General features: G+C 37.0%; 16 protein-coding genes. 1 reads left to right on the forward strand and 15 read right to left on the reverse strand.

Going from position 1 to position 26,510, the window contains the following annotated elements; genetic code table 11:
• Positions 1 to 19: 19 nt before the first annotated feature.
• The 9 genes from OM074_RS02555 to OM074_RS02595 form a co-directional block, all read right to left on the reverse strand.
• Positions 20 to 1,357 (reverse strand): glycoside hydrolase family 28 protein, encoded by a 1,338-nt coding sequence (locus OM074_RS02555; protein ID WP_301197708.1) that lies wholly within the window; start codon positions 1,355 to 1,357, stop codon positions 20 to 22.
• A gap of 335 nt (positions 1,358 to 1,692) precedes the next feature.
• Positions 1,693 to 3,180: a RagB/SusD family nutrient uptake outer membrane protein gene (locus tag OM074_RS02560; RefSeq protein WP_301197709.1), complete on the reverse strand. Its 1,488-nt coding sequence runs from the start codon at positions 3,178 to 3,180 to the stop codon at positions 1,693 to 1,695.
• A 45-nt stretch (positions 3,181 to 3,225) separates the two neighbouring features.
• Entirely contained in the window at positions 3,226 to 6,609 is a 3,384-nt protein-coding gene (locus tag OM074_RS02565) for a SusC/RagA family TonB-linked outer membrane protein (RefSeq protein ID WP_301197710.1), read from the reverse strand.
• A gap of 96 nt (positions 6,610 to 6,705) precedes the next feature.
• The gene (locus tag OM074_RS02570; protein ID WP_301197711.1) at positions 6,706 to 7,719 is read right to left on the reverse strand and encodes a FecR family protein; all 1,014 of its coding nucleotides are present in this window, start codon (positions 7,717 to 7,719) and stop codon (positions 6,706 to 6,708) included.
• 303 nt (positions 7,720 to 8,022) lie between these two features.
• The gene (locus OM074_RS02575; RefSeq protein WP_301197712.1) at positions 8,023 to 8,580 is read right to left on the reverse strand and encodes an RNA polymerase sigma factor; all 558 of its coding nucleotides are present in this window, start codon (positions 8,578 to 8,580) and stop codon (positions 8,023 to 8,025) included.
• Between the two features lie 116 nt (positions 8,581 to 8,696).
• Positions 8,697 to 10,298: an efflux MFS transporter permease gene (locus tag OM074_RS02580; RefSeq protein ID WP_301197713.1), complete on the reverse strand. Its 1,602-nt coding sequence runs from the start codon at positions 10,296 to 10,298 to the stop codon at positions 8,697 to 8,699.
• A gap of 4 nt (positions 10,299 to 10,302) precedes the next feature.
• Positions 10,303 to 11,364 carry an HlyD family secretion protein gene (locus tag OM074_RS02585; protein ID WP_301197714.1) on the reverse strand — a complete coding sequence of 354 codons (1,062 nt, stop codon included), beginning with the start codon at positions 11,362 to 11,364 and terminating at the stop codon, positions 10,303 to 10,305.
• Complete coding sequence (locus OM074_RS02590) at positions 11,364 to 12,509, reverse strand: TolC family protein (RefSeq protein WP_301197715.1); 1,146 nt, start codon at positions 12,507 to 12,509, stop codon at positions 11,364 to 11,366. The genes OM074_RS02585 and OM074_RS02590 overlap by 1 nt, the downstream gene beginning before the upstream one ends.
• Entirely contained in the window at positions 12,478 to 12,717 is a 240-nt protein-coding gene (locus OM074_RS02595; protein WP_301197716.1) for a hypothetical protein, read from the reverse strand. Before OM074_RS02595 ends, OM074_RS02590 begins: the two co-directional genes overlap by 32 nt.
• A gap of 90 nt (positions 12,718 to 12,807) precedes the next feature.
• On the opposite strand from OM074_RS02595, the gene OM074_RS02600 reads away from it, so the two are divergent.
• Complete coding sequence (locus tag OM074_RS02600) at positions 12,808 to 13,608, forward strand: helix-turn-helix domain-containing protein (RefSeq protein ID WP_301197717.1); 801 nt, start codon at positions 12,808 to 12,810, stop codon at positions 13,606 to 13,608.
• A 70-nt stretch (positions 13,609 to 13,678) separates the two neighbouring features.
• Here the strand turns inward: OM074_RS02600 and OM074_RS02605 are convergent, their stop codons facing one another.
• From OM074_RS02605 to bglX, 6 genes are all read right to left on the reverse strand, one after another.
• Complete coding sequence (locus OM074_RS02605; protein WP_301197718.1) at positions 13,679 to 15,280, reverse strand: hypothetical protein; 1,602 nt, start codon at positions 15,278 to 15,280, stop codon at positions 13,679 to 13,681.
• 92 nt (positions 15,281 to 15,372) lie between these two features.
• A complete protein-coding gene (locus OM074_RS02610) occupies positions 15,373 to 16,839 on the reverse strand; it encodes a glycosyl hydrolase (RefSeq protein ID WP_301197719.1) in 1,467 nt (488 codons plus the stop codon).
• 1 nt (position 16,840) lies between these two features.
• Positions 16,841 to 18,694 (reverse strand): RagB/SusD family nutrient uptake outer membrane protein, encoded by a 1,854-nt coding sequence (locus OM074_RS02615; protein WP_301197720.1) that lies wholly within the window; start codon positions 18,692 to 18,694, stop codon positions 16,841 to 16,843.
• A gap of 13 nt (positions 18,695 to 18,707) precedes the next feature.
• Positions 18,708 to 21,839, reverse strand: coding sequence for a SusC/RagA family TonB-linked outer membrane protein (locus OM074_RS02620; RefSeq protein WP_301197721.1), 3,132 nt, complete (start codon positions 21,837 to 21,839; stop codon positions 18,708 to 18,710).
• Positions 21,840 to 21,918: 79 nt separating this feature from the next.
• Positions 21,919 to 24,120: a cellulase family glycosylhydrolase gene (locus OM074_RS02625; RefSeq protein ID WP_301197722.1), complete on the reverse strand. Its 2,202-nt coding sequence runs from the start codon at positions 24,118 to 24,120 to the stop codon at positions 21,919 to 21,921.
• A gap of 122 nt (positions 24,121 to 24,242) precedes the next feature.
• Positions 24,243 to 26,510, reverse strand: coding sequence for a beta-glucosidase BglX (bglX, locus tag OM074_RS02630; RefSeq protein WP_301197723.1), 2,268 nt, complete (start codon positions 26,508 to 26,510; stop codon positions 24,243 to 24,245).

The raw sequence follows: 26,510 nt of genomic DNA on the forward strand, positions 1-26,510 counted from the left end.
TGGAATTTGATCCAACCGTTTAATTTTTAACAAAACCTTCTACATTTTCTAATATTTCAAAAGCGGTGCTAACAGAATCGCAAGTAACATGGTTTAAAACCACATTATTAACAGGCAGCTCTTCCTGTCCTAGTATCCGGACTACAAACTTACCTTTATTGGCTTGAATATTTGTTAAATAAATATTTTCAATCGGGGTCAGCTTTCTTTCAATTGTTGGAACCAAATCTCGCCATTGGTACAATACATCAGTTTCAATACCAAATACACCTTCTCTCATTATATCTCCTTTGATGTTGCTCACATGTATATTTTTTACATATCCGCCCCTGCGCTCATTGGTTTTAATAAACACCAGGTGAAACATACTGGCTCCATCAGCCACAGTACAACTATCCACAAATACGTTTTCGATACCTCCTGAAAGTTCACTGCCCACAGCCACTAACTGGTGACCGTTTTTAACGTAACAATTACGCATCACCAGGTTTTTTGTAGGTGTTTTCAATCGCCAGGCATCCTGATTGCGACCAGCTTTAATAGCAATGGCATCATCGCCTTGATCAAACAAACAATCCTCAATTAAAATATTTTGTGTCATTTCAGGATCAACACCGTCATTATTATGCCCGTGTGCATATACATCCAGCTTACGCAACACCACATTCTTACACAAATAGGGGTGTATGGTCCAGAAAGGACTATTCCTTATGGAAACACCCTCTACCAAAACATTTTCACAACGGTTAAACTGAATAAATTGCGGGCGCAAATTTGAAGAGTCGTTTACCATCACCCTATCTTCAACGGGAGCATACTCTGCAGCTTTCATATATAACCACTTTAAGCTGTTCATATGCGCCGGGGGACGCTTATACCACTTTTTCCATACATCCAGCCTTGCTTTTAATTTCCCTTCTCCTGTTATGGCGACATTTTTACATTCGTAGGCATATACAAGAGGCGAGTAGTTATAACACTCCATCCCTTCCCAGGTAGTATGAACTGCCGGCAAATAATCTTCTGGTTTTTCAGAGAACAACAAAACTGCATCCTTTTCCAAATGCAGGTTCACATTACTTTTTAAGTGAACCGCTTTGGTTAACCATTCGCCTTTTGGCACAACAACAGTACCCCCTCCATATTTACTGGCCACAGAAATAGCCTTTTTAATTGCCTCACAAATTTTATCTTTATTACCCTCAACTGCACCAAACTCGGTAATATCATATTTTTTACAGTTCTCAAAGTTAGGAATAGTAATAACCGGCATTTCAAAAGGAGCTTCAGCCTGAACGGTTTCCATTGTTATGGCTTGTTTGGTATCTGCACACGAGGCAAATACTACAAAAAACATTATTATTAAATAAAAAGTTGTGTATTTCATAGAAATTAAATTGAGCATAATTTATTTACAAAAATCGAAATTTAAGCACCATGGTAACAAGTAAAATAAGACTGAAAACATGGAATTTTGTAATATCCTAGGATAGATAGACTATAGGCAGCAGACATTACACTTACCTACAAATAATTCAATATCAACATTTTGACAAACAACCATCAATTTTGGCAACTTGTATAAAATCTATACTGTATGAAAACTTTATGAAGTATTATTATATAATGCTTGCACAAAAAAGCCAGTCCCCTAAAAATCAGGAACTGGCCTATTTTGCAGATTATTCCCAATTAATAACCATCATTTTGCTTGATATTGCTGTTTTCATCCAACAAACTTTGCGGTAATGGATACAATACATGATGAGCTGCAGCATCCATACGGCCCAATTCATGAGCTTTTTCAATAAGCTTTCCGTGACGAATTAAATCCTGGCGTCTATGTCCTTCACAGAACAACTCTCTTCCTCTTTCATCTAAAATATAATCTCTCATATCAGTTTTTGACCAACCAGACTCTTCAATGAGCGAAGTATGTACTCTTCCTCTAATTTGATTCACCAAACCAACCACTTCAGAAATAGGCCCGTTTAATTCATTTAACGCTTCTGCCCTTGCTAATAAAACATCTGCATAACGATAACGGACAATATCATTACCTTGATAATATTTCAATTGATCAGGATCTTCCTGATATTTTTTAGGACTGGCACCAACTGCCTTTGAGTTTGACACTTCTCTAAAATCAACCCAATTACCATCTGTATCATAATAATAGCGCACCATAGCTTCACCCAGACGATCATCATTTCCTTCCTCAAAAGTGTCATAAAACGACCATGGTGATTTCAAACCTCCCCACAAGCTAAGACTAATTCCTGTTAAAGACTGATAAGCCGGAGTTTGCGGAAGAACTACTGCATACCAAGTAGTTGCATAACCATCGGCTATCTTAGGTAATGCCAAAATCACTTCAGTATTAGCATTATTCTCCGTATCAACACTAAAAACATCATTATAATCGTCAAGCAAAGCATAACCTAAGCCCATAATTGTTTCCGTAACGTCCTGAACCTTTGTCCAATTCTTTTCCATTAAATAAAGCTTCATCAGCATTGTTAAAGCTGCACCTTTTGTAATTCTTCCATAATCTGCATTGGTAGTATATTTAGATGGCAAATCTTCTGCTGCAGCAAGTAACTCTTCTTCCAAAAAAGAAACTACCTCTTCACTTGAAGGACGTACAGGAGTATGGATAGTATATACATCTTTAGCAATTTCGGGATCTGTAACCATTGGAACCGGGCCATATAAATCGTACAATTGCAACCCAAAATATGCTCTCAAAGCCCGAACCTCTGCAATATATCTCTTTTGTAAATCTTCATTTGAAATTGAGGTATTATTCAAAAGATCTATCAACAATGTAGCTTTAGTTATACCCTTAGCATACCTAAAATAAATTGTTTTAACAAAACCATCATTTGCAGTCCAAAGAAATCTATCTTTAGTTTGCCAGTCTCCACCCCAGGCAGAGATCAATTCATCGGTACATAATTCATTAATGGCAATATGATCATCATCAAGCCAAACATGCATCCAAGTTTCGCCCATATCATTATACACTGCAGTTACTGCTGCTTCAATATCACTATCCGAACCCGGAAAATTTTCCGGTGTTAATTTATCGTATACTTCCGGATCTAATCCTTCACAACCAGTTAATGTAAAAACCAGTATTGAAATGAATAAAAACGGTTTAATTATATATTTTTTCATGTTTAATCTGTTTAAAAAAATTAGTGAATAATCAATTACTCGCTTTTAAAAGTTCAAATTAGCACCAAATGTTACTGAAAACGGGAATGGATATGCTGCCCATGAATCAGTTTCCGGATCACCTCCATCATAATTTGAGAACACTGCTACATTACTAAAATCAACGAACAAACGTGCTTTTTTAATAACATTAGTAAGTTTTAGCAATTCCGGATTAAAGGTATACCCCAGTGTAATGTTTTTGATTCTGGCAAAATCAACATTGGTTCTGTAAAAGTCTGAGTTTCCTGAATAGGTAGTTTTAATACCACTTGGCAATGTTCCATCCTGATTTTCTGAGCTCCACGCCTTATAGGTTAACGAGGTTGTATTATTAACTCGCTCCAGCACACCTAAATTCCTTTTGTTATAGTCAAAAATATCCCTATCCAACATTCCATAAATATTAATGGATAAATCAACATTTTTATATTTAAAAGTATTAGAAATACCAAAGTTCAATTTTGGCTGACTTGTTCCCAATAAAACTCTATCAGCATCATTAATTTTACCATCTGGTTTTCCGGTTAAATTACCTTCTTCATCTAATCCATTTATATCCTTCACCTTAATTTCTCCGGGAATAATACTTTCATTCTCAGGATATTCCTCTCCTACCTGAAGTATACCATCACTTAAATAACCATAAATAGCATATATTGGATCATCTTCTTTTTTGTAAACCGGCAGAATAACCTCAGGATTACGCTTTTTCCAGCGATCTTCATAATGTCCTAGCGAAATGTTAGTATCCCATGAAAAAGTACCATTATCCACATTACGTGTACTTAGGGTCATTTCCCATCCTTTACTTTGAGTAGAACCCACATTAGCCGCAATGCTACTTATTGGAAAATAGGAAGCCAATGCCCTGTATGAAAGCAAGTCTTCAACCGTTTTCTGGAACACCTCAGCGGTACCGTGGATGCGGTTATTGAAAAATCCGAAATCCAACCCAAAATTAACCTCCGTTGTTGTCTCCCATTTTAAATCAGGATTAGCTAACGACGATTGTTCAATACCTGTAACAATAGAATTTCCAAATGAATAGTTGCTGCCTACATTATAGTATGCAAATGCGCTACCTCCAATATTGGCATTACCGATCTGACCATAGCTGACCCTGAATTTTAAATCAGATAATTTATCAAACCCATCCATAAATGATTCTTCCGTAACTCTCCAAGCAAGGGCTGCTGAAGGAAAGTATCCCCACTTGTTATTTTCACCAAATTTATCAGATCCATCTCCCCTGATTGTTGCAGTTAACAGATATTTACTATCCCAATTTAAACTAACCCTCGAAAAATATGATTTAAACTTTGTGGTTCCATACCCACTACTCACGGATGGTCTGTCTGCAGTACCTGCCTCTAAATTGTTATATAAAAACAAGTCTGTTAAGAAGTTGTTGTTTTGCGCATAAAAACCTTCAGAAGTATAGTTTTCTTTGGAAAAACCCAACACTCCACTTAAATTCAACTTATCTATTGACTTGTTAAACGTAGTAGTTACCTCAAACAACTCATTTGTTTTTTCCTTTTGGTTAATACTGGCATCACCATTTACACTGGCACCATACAAAAATGAAGTAGGCAAATACATTTTTCGCTTACCCTTATTGTAATCAACGCCATATTTAACCTTTGCTCCTAACCATGATGTAAACTGATAATCAGCATATACACTGGTTAAAAACTTATATGTATTTGTTTTATCTGTAATTTCAGTAAAAGATAATGGATTTGGAATATTAGGGCGGTTAAGGTTCAGGTTATACTCCCCACTTTCATCCATCGGTGCAATAAAACTCGGGAATTGATATGCTGAAGATATCATACCTGAATTATCATTAGTACCCCCCATTTGTGAGTTGGAATTTTTAATGAAGGCAGCTGTCATCCTGGTACCAACAGTAAACTTATCTGACAGATTATAATCAAGGTTTATACGACCGGTATATCTCTTAAAATCAAGATTAGTCAACATCCCTTCCTGATCGTAATAATTAAAAGATGAATAAACTTTTGCTTTTTTAGTACCCGATTTGATTACCAGGTTATGTTCCTGCAACTGACCAGTACGGGTAATCATATCTTCATAATCATAAGTCTCAGCATTTGCAATATCCTCTGCAGAGAATTGCTCCGGAAATACATCAGCTGGTGCCTCACCATTATCACCATAAGGATAATAGTTATTTTCGTATCGATAATATTCACGATAGGCATGATTCCATACTTCCATTAATTCTGATCCACTCAATAAGTCAAAATTATTCTTAGGTTTCTGTAATCCATACGAAACATTGTACTCCACATCAAAAGATCCTTCTTTGGCACTTTTGGTAGTAATTAATATTACGCCATTAGCTGCACGGGCACCATAAATAGCTGATGCAGATGCATCTTTCAAAACTTCGATAGATTCAATATCATTAGGATTTATCGTATTCAAAGGGTTACGTGATCCATAATCATAACTACCTCCCGGCTCTACATCCGTATCGCCAACAGGGAAACCGTCAATTACATAAAGAGGAGAGTTACCTGCTCCGGTTGAAGCTGCACCCCTAATTAAAACACTTACACCTCCTCCGGGCTGGGAACTTGTTTGACTAATTTGCAATCCTGCCACTTTACCAGAAAGCATATGCATTACTGAAGAGGTGGCACTTTCTGCCAAATCTTCTGATTTAACAGACCCGACAGCCCCTGTAAGGTCGCTCTTTTTTACAACGCCATAACCTATTGCCACAACCTCATCCAGGCCAATAGATTCGTCTTCCATCTGGACATCAATCTTACTTTTGCCCATTACAGGAATTTCTTTGGTTTTCATCCCGATAAAAGAGAAACTAAGAATAGCATATGCTGGAACATTGGCTAAAGTGTAACTACCAGTAACATCAGTAATGGTACCATTTGTAGTTCCTTTTACCATAATTGTGGCCCCTACTATTTGTTCCCCTTTGGCATCTGTAATAGTACCAGACACTGTTATCTGATTTTGAGCATTAATACCAGCCCCTTCTTCAGCCTGTTTAATTACAATATACTGATCAACAATTTTATGCTCCAACCCAAGGCCGGGCAACAAATCGCTAAGTACTTGATTGATTTCCTTATCGGTTAAGTCAATATTGTCAACCATAAATTGGTCTAAATCAACATTGAAATAAAAGTAGAAGTCAGTTTTTTCCTCTATCTCTTTAATCACTTCACCTAAACTAACATTATTCATCTTTAACGTTACCCGTGAATTTTGAGAAAATGATTTTGCCTGAATTGTAAGGGTAAATACAACAGACATAATAATACACAGCCGCATAACCAGTAAGAATTTAGCCCATGGCCTTTTGAGACCATGAAAAATTTGATTTTTTTTCATAATTTTGTTTTGCTTTTAGTTAATTATTAACCGCGCCAACGGTTTTTAATTTTCATTGTTTATATATGGGGATAGTTGCATTATCCCCGTATTTTTTTATTTTTTTGTTGGTCTTTTCTTCTTCGAAATCCAGATTATATCCTGATTATCCACTCTATTCTCTATTTTATACTCTATCCTGTTATCGATAATACAGATAGACTTTAAAACCTGATCAACCGGTTTATTTTTAATAAGAGTTCCTGAAAATTTAAGTTTTTTGATACTTTCTTCTTTAAACTGTATTTCGGTATTATACCATCGTTCCAATTTTAACGCAATATCACCAAGTGCTTCCTGTCTAAAAGTAATTTTTCCGTTCTTCCATGATGTATAAAAATCTGTTTCCACATTGCTTATTCCTGAAATCCTTCCTTGATCTAAATCTGCGCTCTGCCCGGGTTTTAAAATGGCAGACCAGTTCTTTTCTTCGGAAAACAGTTTAATTTTACCCTCAACCAATGTTACGTTGGATGACTTATCCTGAGCATAAGATGTAACATTAAAAGATGTACCCAATACCTGAATTGAAAATTTATTTGAATTAACAACAAAAGGACATGATTTATCTTTTTCCACTTCAAAATAAGCTTCTCCATTAATAAATACTTCACGTTTTTTCTTATTAAAAGAGGAAGGGTACTTTAAAGTAGAACCTGAATTTAACCAGACACTCGAACCATCAGCAAGACGAACCTGGCTCATTTGTCCATAAGGTACCTCAATCTCATTATATGAAATTTCGGTTGAATAATCTGAAACAAGCATATGGATAGTTGCCCCCGAAGCTAATGCCATTACTATAACAGCAGCACGTAACAACACGCTTGTATATAATTTATAGATACGGGATTTATTGGAGGCCATCCGGTGTTCCAACCTCAATCTGGCTTCATTTTTATCAAAAGCATCATATGAAAATGCTGTAAACAGTTTCCTTTTTATATATAGAATCCAATTGTAATCTTTTTCACCTAGCCCACCTGCACCATCAAAATCAAAAGGGGATTCTTTATCTCCTTCATGAGCTTTTGCAACCAGATCTTCCCAATATTTATCTTTATTAATCACCTATCCTTAGTTTTGTCTTTTACTTATTGTCGTAAAAACCATAAATCAGGGTGACACATTTTTTAAGTTTTTTTTATTTATTTTTAATCTAACATCATAACACCCTTATTTATTGCCACATACACAATACAAAAAAATTCCCCTTCAATAGGATATCGCAATGAAATAAACTCAATAAGCAGATTAAATACTCTTAGGATACAGATGTAAAACCTATACTAAAAAATTCACTTAGTGAATTAGCTAAACTTAAACAGAATGATACATATAGCTACTAAAAAAGCGCTACAAATTATATGGTGATTACATTAAAAACAGCATTACAACCAATCTGTTTTCAGAAACATTGAGTTTCTCCTTCAGGTATTTGTAAGCCCTTGACATTTGTGTTTTTACAGTATTTATAGAAATATCCAGTTCTTCTGCGATCTGTGCATACGATTTACCTTCATATACTGCTAACTTGAGAATTTTCCTTCTTTGATCTGGTAATTTATTTATTAAGTCATGTAATTTATTAACAATATCAACATCATCAAATAAAACATCCTCCTCTTCAGAAATCAGGCCTGTGGCATGTTCGATACCAACATGATGGATTTTATTTTTACGTATCAGGTCGATAGAATGGTTTTTAGTTAAAGTGAGCAGGTAATTTTTTAGTGAAGATTTAATATTTAAGGCTCCACGGGTTTCCCATATACTACTAAACAACTCTATAACAACATCCTCTACAATCTGAGTATTTTTTAAATAGGTATACGCAAACGAACATAAAGGATGATAATAATAATCAAACATCCTGTCAAATTCGGTTTTATTCCCGTTCTTTATTTTTCTCCAATCAATTAATTCAGGCATATTAACAAAAACGACACATCAATTACCAATATGGATTGTTTTCTTCTCAGCCAAATATAAGAATCATTTATAAAATGGAGTAATTTTTATAAAAAAGGAACTGTTTAATACAACAACTACATAGGGACTAATTTTGCCTTTATTTTCCTTATATGATATGAAAAATTAGGAATAAGCGCTATCCCCATTATAACTAATCCAATAACTACGCTCATGTATATATAATAGTCTCTAACAAAAAGCAAATTATTCTGGTTAGCCACGGCTTTGCCCAGTAATTTCATGGCTCCTTCATTACTTTTCTGAAGACTGACCCCACTATGCACTAAGGCCTGTTTATATTGATCCAATCGTTGAATGGCCAAAGGGTTTAGCTTGGTAATTCCATGGCTAAAACTTTGATAATGTATTTTTTGCAGGTGCAATCCCATATAACTTGTAATGGCCATGCTTGCCGTAAAAGTAGTTGCACGAAATGCGACTCCTGTAACCGAACCTGAAAAACCTATCTCAGGTGGAATTGAGGTGACATAGAAAATGACGATTGAAATTATCAGCACTCCATTCCCAAAACCCTGTAAAAACAAAGGAATTATCAAATCAGTAATCTCAGCCTGATAACTTAATATATATATTGCATATATATGGTAAACCAAAAGAGCCCCAAAACCTGTCATCCATATCAATCTTATTCTGCGCCCGGCCAAAATAAAACGTGCTGATATAAGTGATCCGGCAGCAATTCCTACTGCATTAATTATCATAACGTACGAATTATGATATACATCGAGGTTCACACTATTCCTCATAAAATCAGACAGCAAATTCAGATCCCCCTTAGCGAGATAAAAAAAGATTAACAAGAGCATTCCTATTCTAAAATTCCTTGTTTTAAAAATTCGTAGGTTTATATATGGTTCCTTTAGTATGAATTGCCTTAAAAGGAACAGGGTTATTAAAAACACGAACAATATAAAAAACAGAGTAATACGCATACTTCTAAACCAATGATAGTATTGACCATACAACAGAAAATAAGCCATTAACAATAAGGCTGAAGCATATAAAACAAAACTAACCCAATCAACAGATTTAAACGGCACTTTACCATTGCGCCTTAAATCTATATGACTTTTTAATATACATAACATCAATAAAAATCCAGGAATAACGCTAAATATTTTAAAAAGAAAGATACTGTTAAAGTTAAAGTTTGAAAAAAGGTATGCGTCAATCACATAAGCCAGCGGACCGGTGCCAAAAAGAATAGCATACATAGTGGCATATCCCATAACCCTGCTACGCTGTTCATGAAATTGTTTAAAAACCAGCGTAAACATAATCCCAATAATTCCATGAGTAATTGCTGCTCCTACAAAACGCGAGACCAAAAACAATGCAAAACTATGACTGTTGTATAATACTATATTTATGAGAATGTAAATTGATACACAGCCCACTAAATATGGTTTTGAAGCAAAGAAATTAAAAAAGCGCACCTCCATTGGGAAAAAGCTGGCCAAGGCTATATAATAAATCACTACTGAATATCGGATGTCAGTGGGATCCACTCCGTAATAGCTTGCTGCTGTTGATACCCCTCCCATATAAATCCCCAATACAGCAGCAAAAGGAACCAGAAAAAGGAACATGGTTACCAGTATTACCCAGGTAGGCACCCAATCTTTAAAAATTTGTTTATTATTTTTACCCGGCATGAGTTTATAGTTTTGGTATGTATACCTCAGCATTCATCCCTGCACGTAATTTGTCAAGTACAACATTGTCATCCGTAAATTGTATGCGAACCGGAAAACGCTGTGTTATTTTTACAAAATTACCAGTAGCATTATCCGGTGGCAATAATGAAAACTGGGATCCGGTAGCTGGTGATAACGACTCTATTTTTCCGTGAAATGTTTCATCAGGAAATGCATCTATAGTAATCCTGGCTTCTTGCCCCTTTTGCATTTTAGCAATTTGGGTTTCCTCAAAATTTGCTACAATCCATTTTCCCTGATTTTCATCCACCATAAATCCAATAATCTGTCCCTTGGGAATATACTGCCCCTGTTGTATGGTTTTATTTCCCATATAGCCATCAGCCGGAGCTGTGATAACGGCATATTTGATATCTAACCTAGCACGTTCCAAAACGGCTTTCTTCTGCTCTATATCTGCTTCTGCAACTGCAATCCGGGCATTAACATCTGAAGTTTTAGCTTGTGAAACCTGCAATGAACTCGTCATGGCTTCATAGTTGGCTTTGGCTACTTCAAGCTTAGTTTGTATATCTTCAAATTGTTGCTGTGTTATGGCTTCTCCTTCCCAAAGTTTCTGATAGCGATTAAATTCCTTTTGCTGTTGCCACATTTGAGCTTTTGCAGAACCAATTTTTGCCTGGCTTATCTGCGTACTGCTAAATGCAGTTTTTAAATTGCTGCGAAGCACATTTAACCTGGCCTCAGCAGCTGCCAATCCGGCCTTTGCTTCAAGAAGTTGTACTTTTGCCTCTTCAATATCCAACACTACCAACGTGTCTCCTTTATGTATTTTTTGATGATCCTTATACTTAATAGTTTGCACATAGCCATTTGTGCGGCTCAAAATAGGATTTATATATTCTTTTACCTGGGCATCGTTGGTTTCTTCATATCTAAAAAAATTCACCATCAAGAAAGATCCCCAAACTACTAATACCACCAATATAGACAAAGCCACTCCATAGGTTATCCTAACTGCAATATGATCTATCTTTTCGTATTTTTTTAATTTAGCACTCATTATAATTGTCCTGATATTTTTAATAATTGATAGTAATATAACCTTGCTGAAATCTGGCTATTAACCAAATCACATTTAGCTTGAATCAACTGTGTATCTGCAGATAATAAATCAGTCAGCAAAGCGAGTTGGTTAAAATAGGTTTCATTTACGATCCGATAGTTTTCCTCTGCCTGTTTAATATTCATTTTAGCCACATCTATTTCCTCTAATGACTCATGAAACCTTTTAAAAGCAATTTGTATACTATTTCGAAGGTTATCTTCCATTTTTTCTTTAATTAGCTTTTGCTTTTCAATCATAATTGAAGCTGCCTTTTCTTTATGTACGTCACGATATAAAGCCGAAATATTATAGGATACTTTTACTCCTGCCACACCTAATAAATAGGGCGAAGTAGCATAGGGATATAACTTATTTTGTGGATAAGAATACGTATATTCCCCAAACATCCCTATTTGCGGTAGTTTATCCGCCCTTTGTTCTTTCTCTTTAAGTTGAGACATTACAATTTGCGTTTGAGCAATTTTTTCATGAGGTGATGAGCGCATGGCCTGATCCAGATAATCCCGGTATAAAAGGTCTCCTTTTATACAATCTAATCCTAAACTATCGGTGGGATTAATGATATCTTCATCATCATAACCTATCAGAATGTTTAATTGTTGCGTAGACAACTCTACATTATTGCTCATTTTCAATAGGTTTACCTGTTCTTTAGACAGTTGCAACTGAGCTCTTAATAAATCACTTTTTAATACAACTCCATTGCTATACAGTTTTGTAATCTGGTCAAGCCGTTTTTTATTTCTACGGATATTTTGTTCTATCAGCATTTTAAGGGCTAAACACCGTTGCACATCCAAATAGTTTTCTGCCACTTTGTAAAATACATTAGAGGCTGTTTCTTCCATTAAATACTGCTGTAAAACCTGTTTTGATTCTTCTTGTTTTAATTGGAGATTGTTTTTATTTCCATTGTACAAATTAAAATAAGCCTCAATACCAGCACCATAGGTACTATGATCTTTTATGGGAATATACTCCGGATCTTCTAATATTCCATTTTTAAAAACAGGAATATTAGTTAACTTTCCATAACTGGCATCTACATCAACACGAGGCAATTTTTTTCCGTTTGGCATCCAATACATTTTCTTCACTAACTTTTAGGTCTATTTTATTTAATCGCAACTCTTTACTATAAGTATTAGCCCTTTCCCAGGCATCATGTAAACTCAATAATATACTATCCCTAACTGCTTCCTGGGCGTTCAAAACAGAGCTACTCCCCAGTAACAGTGCAACAAATACCAATACCCAGTACTTCATATCTACCTTACAAAATTTCATTCCGCAAAGATCCTGTTTATTGACAAGTCTGCTTTTTTATAATACGACAAATTATTTATGATTTAAGCCATATATAAGTACTTTTGTATCATGAGCTCATATCTTAAGAATGTAAATAATAACGAAGATGTATTTTATGTACTGCATAGCAAAGTTGAAGAGAACATACCCATGCACAGTCATAACAAGCACCAACTGTGTTATGTGGAAGGTGGCGTAGCATTTTTAAATACTACAAATAAATCTTACTTTTTACCTGCCCGTCATTTTCTTTGGATTCCTGCTGGCATAGAGCATAATGTTATTTCAAGAACCTCGGCAAAAAAAGTTCACAACATCTTTTTTCCAACCACCTTATTTCCTGAAGATCACAAAGTAAGAGAACGGGAAGGCATTTACCCGGTAACCAATTTGTTAATGGAGATGATTTATTATACGGAAAAGTGGCATGGGGAGATCTCTTGCAAAGACACTTTGAAATACGAATTTTTAATTGCCTTAAAGAATATTGTGCTGGATGTTGCCAGTAACCCTTTACCTATTGTACTACCCACAACCAACAATGAAAATTTAAGGGCCGTACTTATATATATCCACAACAATCTTGATCAGGCATTATGTTTAGATCAGGTGGCTGCCAATTTTGGATATAGTTCCAGAACATTATCACGTTTATTTCAGAAAAATATAGATACTTCCTTTTTGCAATATGTAAAGCTTACGCGAATTATCAGAAGTATGGAACAACTTATACAAACAGATCTCTCCATAACCGAAATTGCCTACAAAAGTGGCTACAACAGTCTTTCAGCCTACAGCTACACTTTTCAACAGATAATACATTTGTCTCCGGCAGAATTCCGGAAACAAAATATACGAAACCCGAAGTGATGAAATAGAAGAGAGTGCCCTTCTTATTGAAAAAGAACACTCTCTACAAATTAAAACTGTGATAATAGTATTACTTAACTAATACTTTGGTAGAGTTCACTATATAAAAACCTTTATTCAACGGGATAAATGTTTCGCCAACTGAGATTGACGATTTACAAACAATTGCTCCTGTAATAGAGTATACATCAAGCTCACAATCTATATCCGATTTAATTTGTATGCCCCCTTCTGTTGCAAATGCATTTAAAGGTAGCTTTAATTTAGCACGATTAATACCTGTTGGTACATAGTTAGTAAAATCATAAGTCTCAGTAGATGAAATATTACCACTAAAATCATAGGCTGTTATATCAACGGAGGCAGCTTCTGAAGACACCTCAAATTCAGGCATAAGAGAAACACGCATTCCATTTTCTTCACTTTCTATCAAATAGAATACTTCATCTTCGTCTGAAGCTGCAACAGTTACAATAGTTTGTTCTCCTGACATAGTGTGTGATACTGCTGTTATAACAGGGGCAGTAATATCAGATCCATCAGCACTGTTAGCAATCCCTACAGTATATTCAACGGTTTGCGTTGCACAAGCTCCTTCAATACCATTTAATAAACATAGGGTGTAAAGTTCAGTAGTATTTTCATCAGGGTACATCAAAGTACCAATAGCAAAGTTCATTTCAGCACCATCCCACGCATCTCCTGCTTTATTCCACCTGGTTGTTTGCTCATCATTTCCATTTGATAACCAATGTTGTGTTATACTACCCTCCCCTGCGTTATTTCTAAGCTGACAACCATAGGCATTGCCATCAAAGCTACCACTATTAGCAACTGTTTTGGCGTATACTACACCATTTAAATCTACTACTCTGGTTGAAAGCGTATAGCCATCAACAGGAGACGAGCCATTGGCGTATTCTCCATCGGTATTATACACTTGCGAATTGTCTATTTTCATAGAACCAACAGTTGTTCCAAAACTATATGTTTCTGCTGCACTTTTATTTCCAGAGAAATCAACGGCATAGGCTATTAATGAAGTAACACCTGCCAAGGAGCTTAAGCTATAACGATTTTCGAAAGACACCCTGATTGTACCGGTGTTATCAACAAAGTAGAAAAAGCAGTTTGTATCATCACAATCAAATACTAAATCACTACCATCCACATATACCTCGTAAAGAGTAGGAGCCTCAGTATCTGTTGGATCTTCAGGCTGAACCTGACCTATAGCATAAGTTGCTGGTACTGTGAAATACATTGCCGCCCAATCGGGTAAAACATACATTAAAAACAGATCTACTTCACCATCCGCATTTTGATCTTCGTAAGCTAAACCATTGTTTGTCCAGCGTGTAGTAACATAACTATCAAAACCTTCCAGCCAGCATTCTGCATAACTGGCATCCTCTTTTAATTGCCTGATCTGACCGGCATAAGTTTCGGACATACTAGCCATGGAAGATGTAGCCTTGGCAAAAATTTTACCATCAATATCTATGATTCTGCATGTAACAGTTTCTCCGGTAGGGCTACTTGCATCCCCTCCTGTTTGTTCCGTACCGGTACACAATTCAACATCCTTTTGAACCATAATACCAATGGTTTGTGCATGAATGCTTAGGCTTACTAATACAATCGCAAACAAAGTAAAAATAATTTTCTTCATAATAATTTAATTTAAGTGTAACAATATTTGTTGTAGATAATAGTTTGATTTTATTAGCTGTTGGTTATTAGCTATTTTGATTTAACTAAAAGTTATAGCCTGCTTACAACCTTCTCAACAAAGGTTTCCCCATTACAGCGCACTTTTAATAGAAATAAACCTGAACTTTTCAACTGGCACATAACAGAACTACCCTCCTGATAATCTACCAGATTCCCTCCTAAATCATAAACTTCAACTTGTAGCAAGTCATCTGAATCCAGGGCAATTTTATGATGGGACTGACACAGCTTATAAGGCTTCTCTTCCGTACTATCAATGGGTGAAATAGCCGTATTAACGGTGGTTTTTATTACGATATTATCGAGATTAACACCGCCTGTTCTGGCTTTTAATCGAAGAGTTGATTGTCCTGCCTGTAAGGTAATTGTATTAGAAACCGAAGTCCAGGTTTCCCACCCTCCGGTATTAGGTACTTCAATTAATGTAGTTGCACCATCTTCTGCTGTTACTCTAAATGATGCCACTTGCGTTGCTGCAGCTTTAATTTCTATTTCATATTCCCCACCCTGCGGTACATCAATATTATAATCGATCCAATCCTCACCATCAATATAACCCACATACACATCAGAAACATCTGTTGATAAATTGCAAACAGAAATACCACTCATATTTAAGTACTGTTCTGCAGGAATATCAGTATTTACCTGATGAAAATAGGACGCATCGTAAGAAGACATCTTAGTATAAACATACCCCAGAGCTGTTAACTGACCGTAAGTCTCATCCAGCAACGAAATGGAAGGATAACCATCGGCTCTACCTAAAAACCAGGCATAGCGAAAAATATTTGAATTATTTTCAAGATAATGAACCGCTTTAACAGCATAATCTCTTTGCTGGTCAGCTGTTTCATCTGTTCCATTATCCATATTAAACTCGGTAAGCCATATTTTCTTTCCGTATTTATATAGCCTTTGAATGTGCTCATCCAATTGACTTTCATTACTCATATAGTAATGAATACCAATATAATCCACTTTAGCTTCGGGATACAAAGCAAAAAAATCATCGTAAAAATCAACAGGATCATAATAGGTTATGCCATTTTCTGACACTGCATCTCCTGAATAATTCAATGCGGGCCCTACAAGTTCCAAATCAAAATCTTCAGCTATTTGTTCTAATGTTGGCCATAAATCAGCCACCTGTGAAGGCGTTAAATTAGACTGCGATAAAAAATTAGGTTCGTTAAATCCCAATAAATACTTTACATTGGGATGCGTGGTCAAAAAGTTACGCAGCGTTGTTTCATCAAAATTACCACCCCATGTCATTGGAGCATAATCCAATCCATAGCTTTCATAAGATCCACTGATTAATCCTGACGGTTGAACACCCCAGTTATAAAACCAGGAAATACCGGTTGCTAATTCCCTTGCGTCACGGCTATTACTTAAATTATAACCTACTCCACGTTTGGGACTAACCGTTTGTCCGTTGAGCGAAAAGCTCAACAGACAAAATGCTATTAAAAATATAATGCTATGCTTCATTTTACCAATCCTTATTTTGAACTAATTGAGGATTATTGTTGATATATGTTAATCTGATAGGCCATAGGTATTCTTTTTCCAGGAATACTTTTTTACCGGTATAGGCCTCTGTTCTTTGGTAAAAATCATCATCAGTTCTACCATAAACATTCATGCCTGTTGGAGTTTGACTAAACACGTCATCTGCAATCATCCAACGACGTAAATCATTGTATCTGATATCACGTTCAAAGGCAAATTCAATTCGTCGTTCTTTGCGGATATATTCTCTCATGGCATCCTGGTTTCCAATAATTTCAGGATATGTTTCTTCAATTGAAGGAATTCCGGCACGCTCGTGGATTATATTAATGTATGTAACAATGTCGGTGTTGGTAGGATCTGATTCATTTAAAGCTTCTGCATAACCTAAATACATTTCTGCTAAACGAATCATGATACCCTGATAATATGGCACATAACCATTTCTTGGTTGAGCATCATCATGCGTCATTTTAGAGATCAGATACCCACAAACCGGCATATCTAAACTTGGTAAACCATCTGCACCGTTATATTTATAATTAACTCTGGTTCTTGTAAATGGGTAGTATCTTCCATTAAACATGATACTCGCATAAAATCGAGGTTCTCTGTTTACATACATATTGTAAGTTCCTCGCGCAGCAACCAAACCCGGAGTAGCACTACTGTTTCCTCTGTTATACTCCGTTTCGGGACGGATATCATTGGCAACAGATTTACCAATTTCGGTATAAACCGAATTAGGATCATCAATTGCCAAACCATTTTTATCGTAGAAAGCATCAACAATCTCCTGTGTTGCACCACAGAATCCATAACCACCACTACTTCGTGGAGCGGTAGCCATCATCCAGTCTGATATTGTTGCAGAAGGACGTGCCCAAACTACTTCTGGATTAGATTCAGATGAAGCAGTAAACATATGCATCAATGATAGTAATGGATCTATTCCTCCCTGACTATTGTATTCCTTATATAATTCATAAGTGCTACCTGCTTCATCAAAGAATAGCTTAAATGCATCTGCCGCTTTTTGCCATTTTGTGGCATCATATTGCTGAGGAAATAATTTAGTTCCATCAGTATTCTCTACATCTTTATAATAATCAGCACCATTAAATAACGGACTGGCAGCAAATAATAACATATCTGCACGGATTGCTAAACAAGCCCCCTTTGTAGGTTTACCGTAGTTGGTTGCTTCCTCACCTCTTACAAAAGGCAACTCTTCTGCAATTTCTAATAACTCAACATCTAAATAATCAACTATTTCTTCCAATGGAGTTCTTTCCGCCATTAAATCCTGTATGGAAGCATCAGTTTCCACCAGGTCCTTAATCAAAGGAAACGGGCCATACATTTTCAGCATTTTTGTGTAAAAATAGGCTTTAAGAAAACGAGCCTGAAGTTTCATATCCTGCAAACTATCAGCGGATAAGCCCTGTACTGGCAGTTCTTTGGCATGCGCTATAAACAAGTTTGCTGATCGAACGGCCTTGTAAGTATTTCCCCAAACATCAGTACCATAATCTGAGTTTGAAGTCCAGTTTCCTTGTTGTGCTTTTACAGCCCAACCTCCCCATTCTGCCTGTGCAAGTGGAATTTGAACATCATCAGATAAAGCTCCGTTACCATCATTATAAAATAATCCCCACATAGGGTCGCGTACATAACTATAAACCCCTAACAACCACTGTTCGGTCTGGTTTTTGTTTTCAAAAACCATATCCATAGTCAGAATATTATCCGGCTCATTATCCAGGTAGTCTTCACAAGAAGACATCACAAGGGTTAAAACCATGAATCCTAATAAATATATAATCTTGTTCATTTCTTCTTAATTTTTAAAATGTTAGTTCAACACCTATTGTATGAGTTTTTGAAGTTGGATAGGCAAAACCATTGCTTGATCCTAATTCAGGATCCCATAAATCAAAAGCAGCAAATGTTAATAGATTAGTACCTCGATAATAAATGCGGGCATTTGAAATAAATGCTTTGTCTCTCCATTTTTTAGGAATAGTGTACCCTAACTCAAGATTTTTTAATCTTAAATATTTAGAGTCTTTTAACCACCAGGTTGAGGCCTGACTATTATTTGAGCTTTCTGTGGCTGAAAGTCTTGGCCAAAATACATCCTGATTTGCAGATTCAGGTGTCCATCGGTCATCTACATTATCATAGATATTACCAACACCACCACCTCCACTACCAGGTATCAGGTATGAACCGGTTAACATATTAGTCATGTTAGCAGCTCCCTGGAAGAAAAAGCCAAAGTCCACTGATTTATATCTTATTGATGCTCCAAATCCGTAAATTACTTCCGGTACCCAGGGTTTACCAATAGCTGTTTTATCATTATCGTCTATTGTACCATCGTTATTTAAATCCTGGTATTTTATGTCTCCAGGGCGTACAATACCATAGCCAACTTCAGGTAAAGATTCTGACAGAATATATTCATTATTTTCTTCATCGATTGATGCGAAATCATCGTTTGTATAAAGACCTGTTGCAATTAATCCAAAATGCTGATTGATAGGATGACCAGTTTGAGCTAAGGTGGTATTTTTTAAAGCTGCAGGTTCATCAAACTCTGTAATGGTATTGTGTGCATAACTATAATTAGCACGAGCAGATACAAACCAATCTTTATTAATTGCTTTATTATAATCCACACTAACTTCAAAACCTTTGTTTTCAACTTTACCAAAGTTAGCGTATGGCAATTGGGTATATCCGGCAGTTTCCGGTATGGTTTTACGTTGCATAAAAATATCACTACGCCATTCTTTAAAAAGATCAACCTGCATATTGATGTCGTTAAATAAACCTAACTCAATTCCAATGTTAGCCTTTAAAGATTCTTCCCAAGTTAAATTATCAACTGCTGCATCTCCTTCCTGATATCCATTTTTATAATACTGGGCAGTATATCCCAGGTTATAACCACCTATTTCATTAACCGTGGCAATATATCCAAACCTTCGGGTATCTGAAATCTGATCATTACCTACTAAACCTAATGAACCACGTATTTTTAATTTTGATATGGTATTTGAAATACCCTGCATGAATTTTTCACCAGAAGCTAACCAACCAATGGCAGCTGAAGGAAAGAATCCATAACGCTGACCCTTCTTAAAGTTTTCGGAACCATTATAACCGAAGTTAAACTCAGCAAAATATCGGCTTGCATAATCATAACCAATACGTCCGGCTAATCCTTGATTTCGATATGGAATTGCCATAATAGCATTAGCTGCTTCTGAGTTTACATATTCACGACGGTTAAATAACAAAAGTGCATCGATTGTGTGTTTATCATTGATTAACTTGTGATAATTTGCCTGAGCTTCTAAATACTGGTTGTTATTACCTCCTGAATTTCTGCCATATCCAAGAAACTCACTTCCCTCTGAGATCAATGAAGTAAGCAGGTTTCCATTTTCATCTCTGGATGATGCCCAATAATAAGAAGGGCTTTTTGATCGGGTAAGACTGTTCCAGTTATAGTTATCAAAGGAATAAGTGAATTTCACATTTAATCCTTCAAGTCCAGACCAAATAGCGCCCATATCCTGATTTACAGAAAGCAATGTTTGTACAGTGTAACTTTGCGTTTTGGCATACCCTGTTTGTGTAACCAAAGCATAAGGGTTTCTACGATCACCGTATTTGGGAATTTGCCCGTTTGAATATACGGTTGGGTGTAGTATTGGCGTTGCTTTAAAAATAGCATCCATAATATCATCCGTAGAAGTGGCCGGAGAGTTTTTTTGGTTCCTGTATCCTCCAATACTAACAGTCATTAGAGTAGATGGCGTTAAATTCACATCCACGTTAGATCTAACGTTTACTCTGTTTAATGAAATGGCAGAATTGTAACCCACATTTGGAGCTGTGGCATAAATACCTTCTTCATCAAAATATCCTAAAATCAAACTATAACGTAAACGCTCTGTACCTCCGTTAATATCAACAGAATACTGTGACTGAGGAACATTACTTGTGGTTAGTTCATTTAACCAATCCACATCTGGATATAAATCCGGATCACTACCATTTCTGGTAATATCAATATCTTCCTGAGTATAAGTAGGTGCTAATCCGGAAAGTGTCATTGCATCATTCATCACTTCCATATATTTTGCTCCATTCACAAATTCAGGAAGTTGTGTAGGATTAGAAATACCGTGATTCGCTTTAAAAGTTATCACAGGACGTCCGATCTTTCCTTTTTTGGTTTTAATTAGTATTACACCATTTGCACCTCTCACACCATATACTGCAGTAGCTGATGCATCTTTTAGTATTGAAAAAGATTCCACTTCTTCACTGTTAATATCTGCCAGGTTACGTTCAATTCCATCCACCAAAACTAAAGGTGTTGCGTTAGTTCCAAAGGTATTGATACCTCGAATCCAGAAGTCAGCAGCATCGCTACCCGGCTCCCCGGATTTTTGAACTGCAATAACACCGGTAATCTGTCCTGCCAAACCATTGGTCATTGATCGGGTAGTGTTTTGAGTAAGTATTTTAGGCTTCATGGTGGCAATAGCACCAATAACACTCTCACGCTTTTGGCTACCATAACCAACCACAACAACCTCCTCCATATTCATCTTGTCTTCTTCAAGTTTGATATTGATGACTTTACTTTGGGGGATGTCAACCTCTACAGCTTTATAACCTACGTAGCTGAACTTAATTTTTGCATCAGAACTTTCAATATTATACAGGGTAAAATTACCGTTCACATCGGTTATTGTTCCGTTGTTGGTTCCAACAACCTGAATGGTAACTCCTATGAGTGTTTCATCGTTCCCTGCATCTAAAACCTGCCCGGAAATCTTAATATTATCCTGGCCATACGCCGGAATAAAAATTCCAGCGCCCAATAATATAAACATAATCAAACGCCATGTTATATTATTAAACAACTGATTATTAATACTATATTTTCGCTTCATATTTGTAATTATTATTTACTGTTATATTCGAATAAAAAATAGCCTGTTGCGTACAACAGTTGGCTACACTGACTGATAGTTATTGGAGTAAAACTTTCTTATTATCAATAAAATCACCATGTTTAACACTTAGTATATAGCACCCTTTTGACAGGTTCAAGGTAGTAGTAGCATTACCACCCAGTTTTAGTTCTGAAACTAGCTGCCCCATATAGCTATATATGCTGACATCTTTGGGTATGCCTTCCGTATTTTTTAAAGTTCTGTCAAAAAACACAATTCCCTGGGGTCTATTATCCGCAGGTATAGCATTTGCCGTTCCTTCTGTCCATAAAAACCGCTCCCATCCACTCAATGCAGACCTGTCGCATATTAAGCTTGCCTCATTACCTCCCTGCCCACTCACGAAACCGGAATGGCCAAACAGTCCAAATTCATTATTCCCTAAGTCTATCCATGTAAATCGTTCCCAACCATCATAACTGTCCCTTGAACAGGTCATGGGTTCACCGCCTCCTTCCGTGCTGAGGTATTTATTATTAGATCCCAGAATAACGACCTGGTTATTATCTACTTTTTTTATTGTAAATGTATTTGCCGACACTTTATCATATGATGAAAAGCTCATTTGCGCATTATCCAGCAATACTAAATATTGCTCATCATACTGCTGTATATAAACCTGTTTCTCCAAAGGTACCTGCGGTTGGGTTGAAATGGCGGTCTTTACCAAATCAATAAGAGTATTATTCTTCACAAACCACTCAGAACCAAACTCATCCCACTTTGCTTTGATGGTGGCAATATCATCATAAATCAAATCAGGATCAGCATTAAAATTATCTGTGTAAAACGAGAAATTATCGCGGCTGGAAACGCTTTCTTTACATTTATACGACCAGTTTGTCCATGATATGTTTGCTGAATTTAATCCTCTCAAAAACTTCTTCCACACATCTGTATGTTCCCAAAAGGCAAATTCACCGGCTATGACCGGAACATTCCAGTTTTGCTGATGCCGGAGCATATCTGATATGGCCGCCTCGGCAAAACCATCCTGGGATGCATAATTGTGGTAATCGGTATTATAATAATGTGCCTGGTACATTACGTTTGACCATCCATGATTGGATGGGGAGGTCACATAATCAAAGTTTGGAAAGGCCTGAACACAAATAGTATGATCAGTATCTACTGCCCGTATTGCGCTATACAAAACATCATAAAACTGATCTACTGTCATTAGATCGGAGTTACTCCACGATTCGTTTAACACATCGTAACAGGCAATGGCAGGATTAGACACATAATGCCGGGCCACTTCCTCCCATATTTTGACTGTAAGCTCCTGATAATAGCTACTTGACCACAAATCATTTGACACGGCCATGCCGCTGGTAAAATAACCATCATTACCCCCGGGAGAACAGTGCAGGTCAAGAATAACATAGATGCCACGTTCAGTACATTGTTCTACCAACCAATCGAGGTGACGAAAAGCATTTGGTTTTATTGTACCATCTTCACGCATGATTTCCATCCAAAAGAAAGGCACCCGCACTACATTCATGCCCATGCTTTTAATCTGATCCAGATCTGTTTCGGTGACCCACATGCTGCAATAGTAGTCTATTAATGCATCGGCATCCTCTTCTCCAAACCGGTTTATCAGCGATCTGCGTACATGAATATCATCGTTCATGCTTACGTTAAGCTCTGAAACAGACCAGTTTTCAATGACCTTTTCTGTTTGTACAATTTTAATATACCTGCAAACAGCAATATCTGTGTAGGCCTTAACATCGCCATTGTCACTGGTAAAACTCCCTAACAAACTCCATTGAGAACCATCAGCTGATTGGTATATTTCGAAAGCCCTGGGAAACTCAGAAGTGTTTGGGGTTGTTTTAAATTCAACACGGTTACAAATCTCTGTCTGCCCCATGTCAATGATCACCCATTGGTTATTTGAATATTGAGAACGCCCACTATTCCATGTGGTGTTTAAATCCCCATCTATCATGTTAACAGCACTGCTCCCTACCTGTGTATATTGCGCTGTTACAGTCCAGTTTGAACGTCCGATGGCTCCATAACCTGAAGGCCCCATCCAGTTTTCAAACGAAAGCCATGCACCCAAATTAGTTCCCCGAAGCACAACTGTATCTCCTTTTGCATTGCACAAAACCTGTCCGTTAGCAGAAAGAAAATCCTGTTCTGTTATTTGCGATGAACCAATAAGAGAGCAAAAAGCGAATAAGATAAAAAGTATTTTTCTCATATTTGCATTACTTATAATTCAATATTTTATTGAGTTCAAACAATCTGAATCAGGCAACAGACTTGGCGGTTATGTTGCCTGATTCTCTATAGTTTATTTGCATGTTACATAGGCAGTTGTTTTTATAATTGGTAATGTATTTTACTGGCTTTTATATTTTCAGAATCAGAACCCACTTCAATTTGAAATTCTCCTGGTTCCACTTTGTATTCAAGATTCTTGTTATAGAATTTTAAATCGTCCTCTGTGATTTCAAATTCAATCGTTTTTTCTTCTCCCGGTTGCAGGTAAACCTTTTTAAAGCCTTTCAACTCCTTTAACGGGCGGGTAATACTTGCCTCCATATCTCTGATATACAGCTGAGCCGTTTCCTCTCCTGCATATTCCCCTGTGTTTTTCATGGTTACAGAAACCGTTATTGTGTCGCCCTGGTCCATTATATTATCTTTTATAACTAAATCTCCATATTCAAACGATGTATAGCTTAACCCATACCCAAACGGAAATAAAGGCTTATTGGAAACATCTAGATATCTGGAAGTATATTTAATCCCTGGATAAAAAGGACGCCCCGTATTTTTCATGTTATAATACACAGGGATTTGGCCTACCTTGCGAGGGAAAGACATGGTCAACTTGCCGGATGGATTATAATCTCCCCATAAAATACCGGATACAGCCGGAGCTGTTTGTGTACCCCCTGCCCAGCATTGCAAAATAGCCGCACAGTTTTCAGCTTCCCACTCCAGGGTCATTGGTCGTCCACTTACCAGAACCAGCACCACTGGTTTTCCAGTTTTCACTAAAGCCTTTAATAACTTTTGCTGGGTTGCCTGTAACGATATATCAGCCATACTGGAAGCTTCGCCCGACATGGCGGCAGACTCCCCTAAAACAGCCACTACAACATCTGCTTTCTTTGCTGTAAGCACAGCTTTCTTCAACAATGCTTCGTCATCTTCACCCTTAGTATTATAATTAATCAGCTTAGCGATATCCTCATTATCTGTAAGCTTAGCCCCTTCTGCATACAGGATGTTTCCTTTTTGTTGGACAGCTTCTTTTATCGACTGAACCTGATCCAATTCTCCACTTAACACCCAGGTTCCCAACAAATCCTTTTTACAATCAGCCAGAGGGCCGATAACGGCTACACTCTGGTCTGATTTAAAGGGAAGTATATTGTCTTTATTCTTTAAAAGAACACATGATTTTTGCGCAGCCAGCAATGCCAGATCCATAAGCTCCTTTTGCTTTTGGGAATCCACCTTATCTTTTTTCAAACGGATATAAGGATCTTTAAACAAGCCCAGCTTGTATTTGGCTTCCAATACTCTTTTACAGGCCTTATCAATGGTCTCCATGGAGACCTTACCTTCTTCCAAAGAGGACTGCAAAGTATGTACAAAGCCTTCGCTCACCATATCCATATCAATGCCAGCATCTATGGCCAATGCTGATGAAGTTTTTAAATCGCCAACCCCGTGGAATCCCATCTCCCGGATAGCCGTATAATCTGTTACAACAAAACCATTGAATCCCCAGTAGTTACGAAGAATATCTTCAATCAACCATTTATTGGATGTAGCAGGAACACCATTGATATCATTAAATGATGTCATTACGGATCCCACACCTGCATCAACAGCTGCCTGATATGGAGGGAGGTAATCCTGAAACATCCTAAGCACACTCATATCCACGGTATTGTAATCTCTACCCGCCTCTGCGGCTCCATACAAAGCATAATGCTTAACACAAGCCATAACCGACTCATCACTGGCCATATCAGCTCCCTGGTATCCCTTAACCATAGCTTTAGCTACCATAGAACCCAGATAAACATCTTCACCGGCGCCTTCCGCTACCCGGCCCCATCGCGGATCTTTTGAAATATCCACCATAGGAGAAAAAACCCAATCGATACCATCGGCACTTGCTTCATAGGCTGCTGCCCGGGCTGTTTTTTCAATTAAATCCATATCCCAGGAGCAGGACAAGGCCAAGGGTATTGGAAAAACAGTATGATGTCCGTGTATCACATCCTGACCAAACATAAGTGGAATACCCAACCGGGATTGCTTTATCACTAACTCCTGAATTTTTCTTCGCTCTTGTTGAGACTCAATATTAAATAATCCGCCTACTAATCCTTTTTCTACTTTCTGGCTAACCCCGGTATTGGCAGCTGCCCCGGTGGTTAAACTACCGTCCCACGCCAGCAAATTTAATTGCCCCAATTTTTCATCCAGGGTCATTTTGTCCACCAATTCTGTAACATACTGATCCATTGCCTCATCTGTTTTCGTAGTTGTATCTGACGATGAACAACTCCACAGACAGGCAAAAATCAGTGCAAACCCAAGAACCTTAAATCTAAATAACTTCAT

This window comes from Plebeiibacterium marinum, assembly GCF_026013615.1.
Taxonomy (GTDB): Bacteria; Bacteroidota; Bacteroidia; order Bacteroidales; family Marinilabiliaceae; genus Saccharicrinis; species Saccharicrinis marinus_A.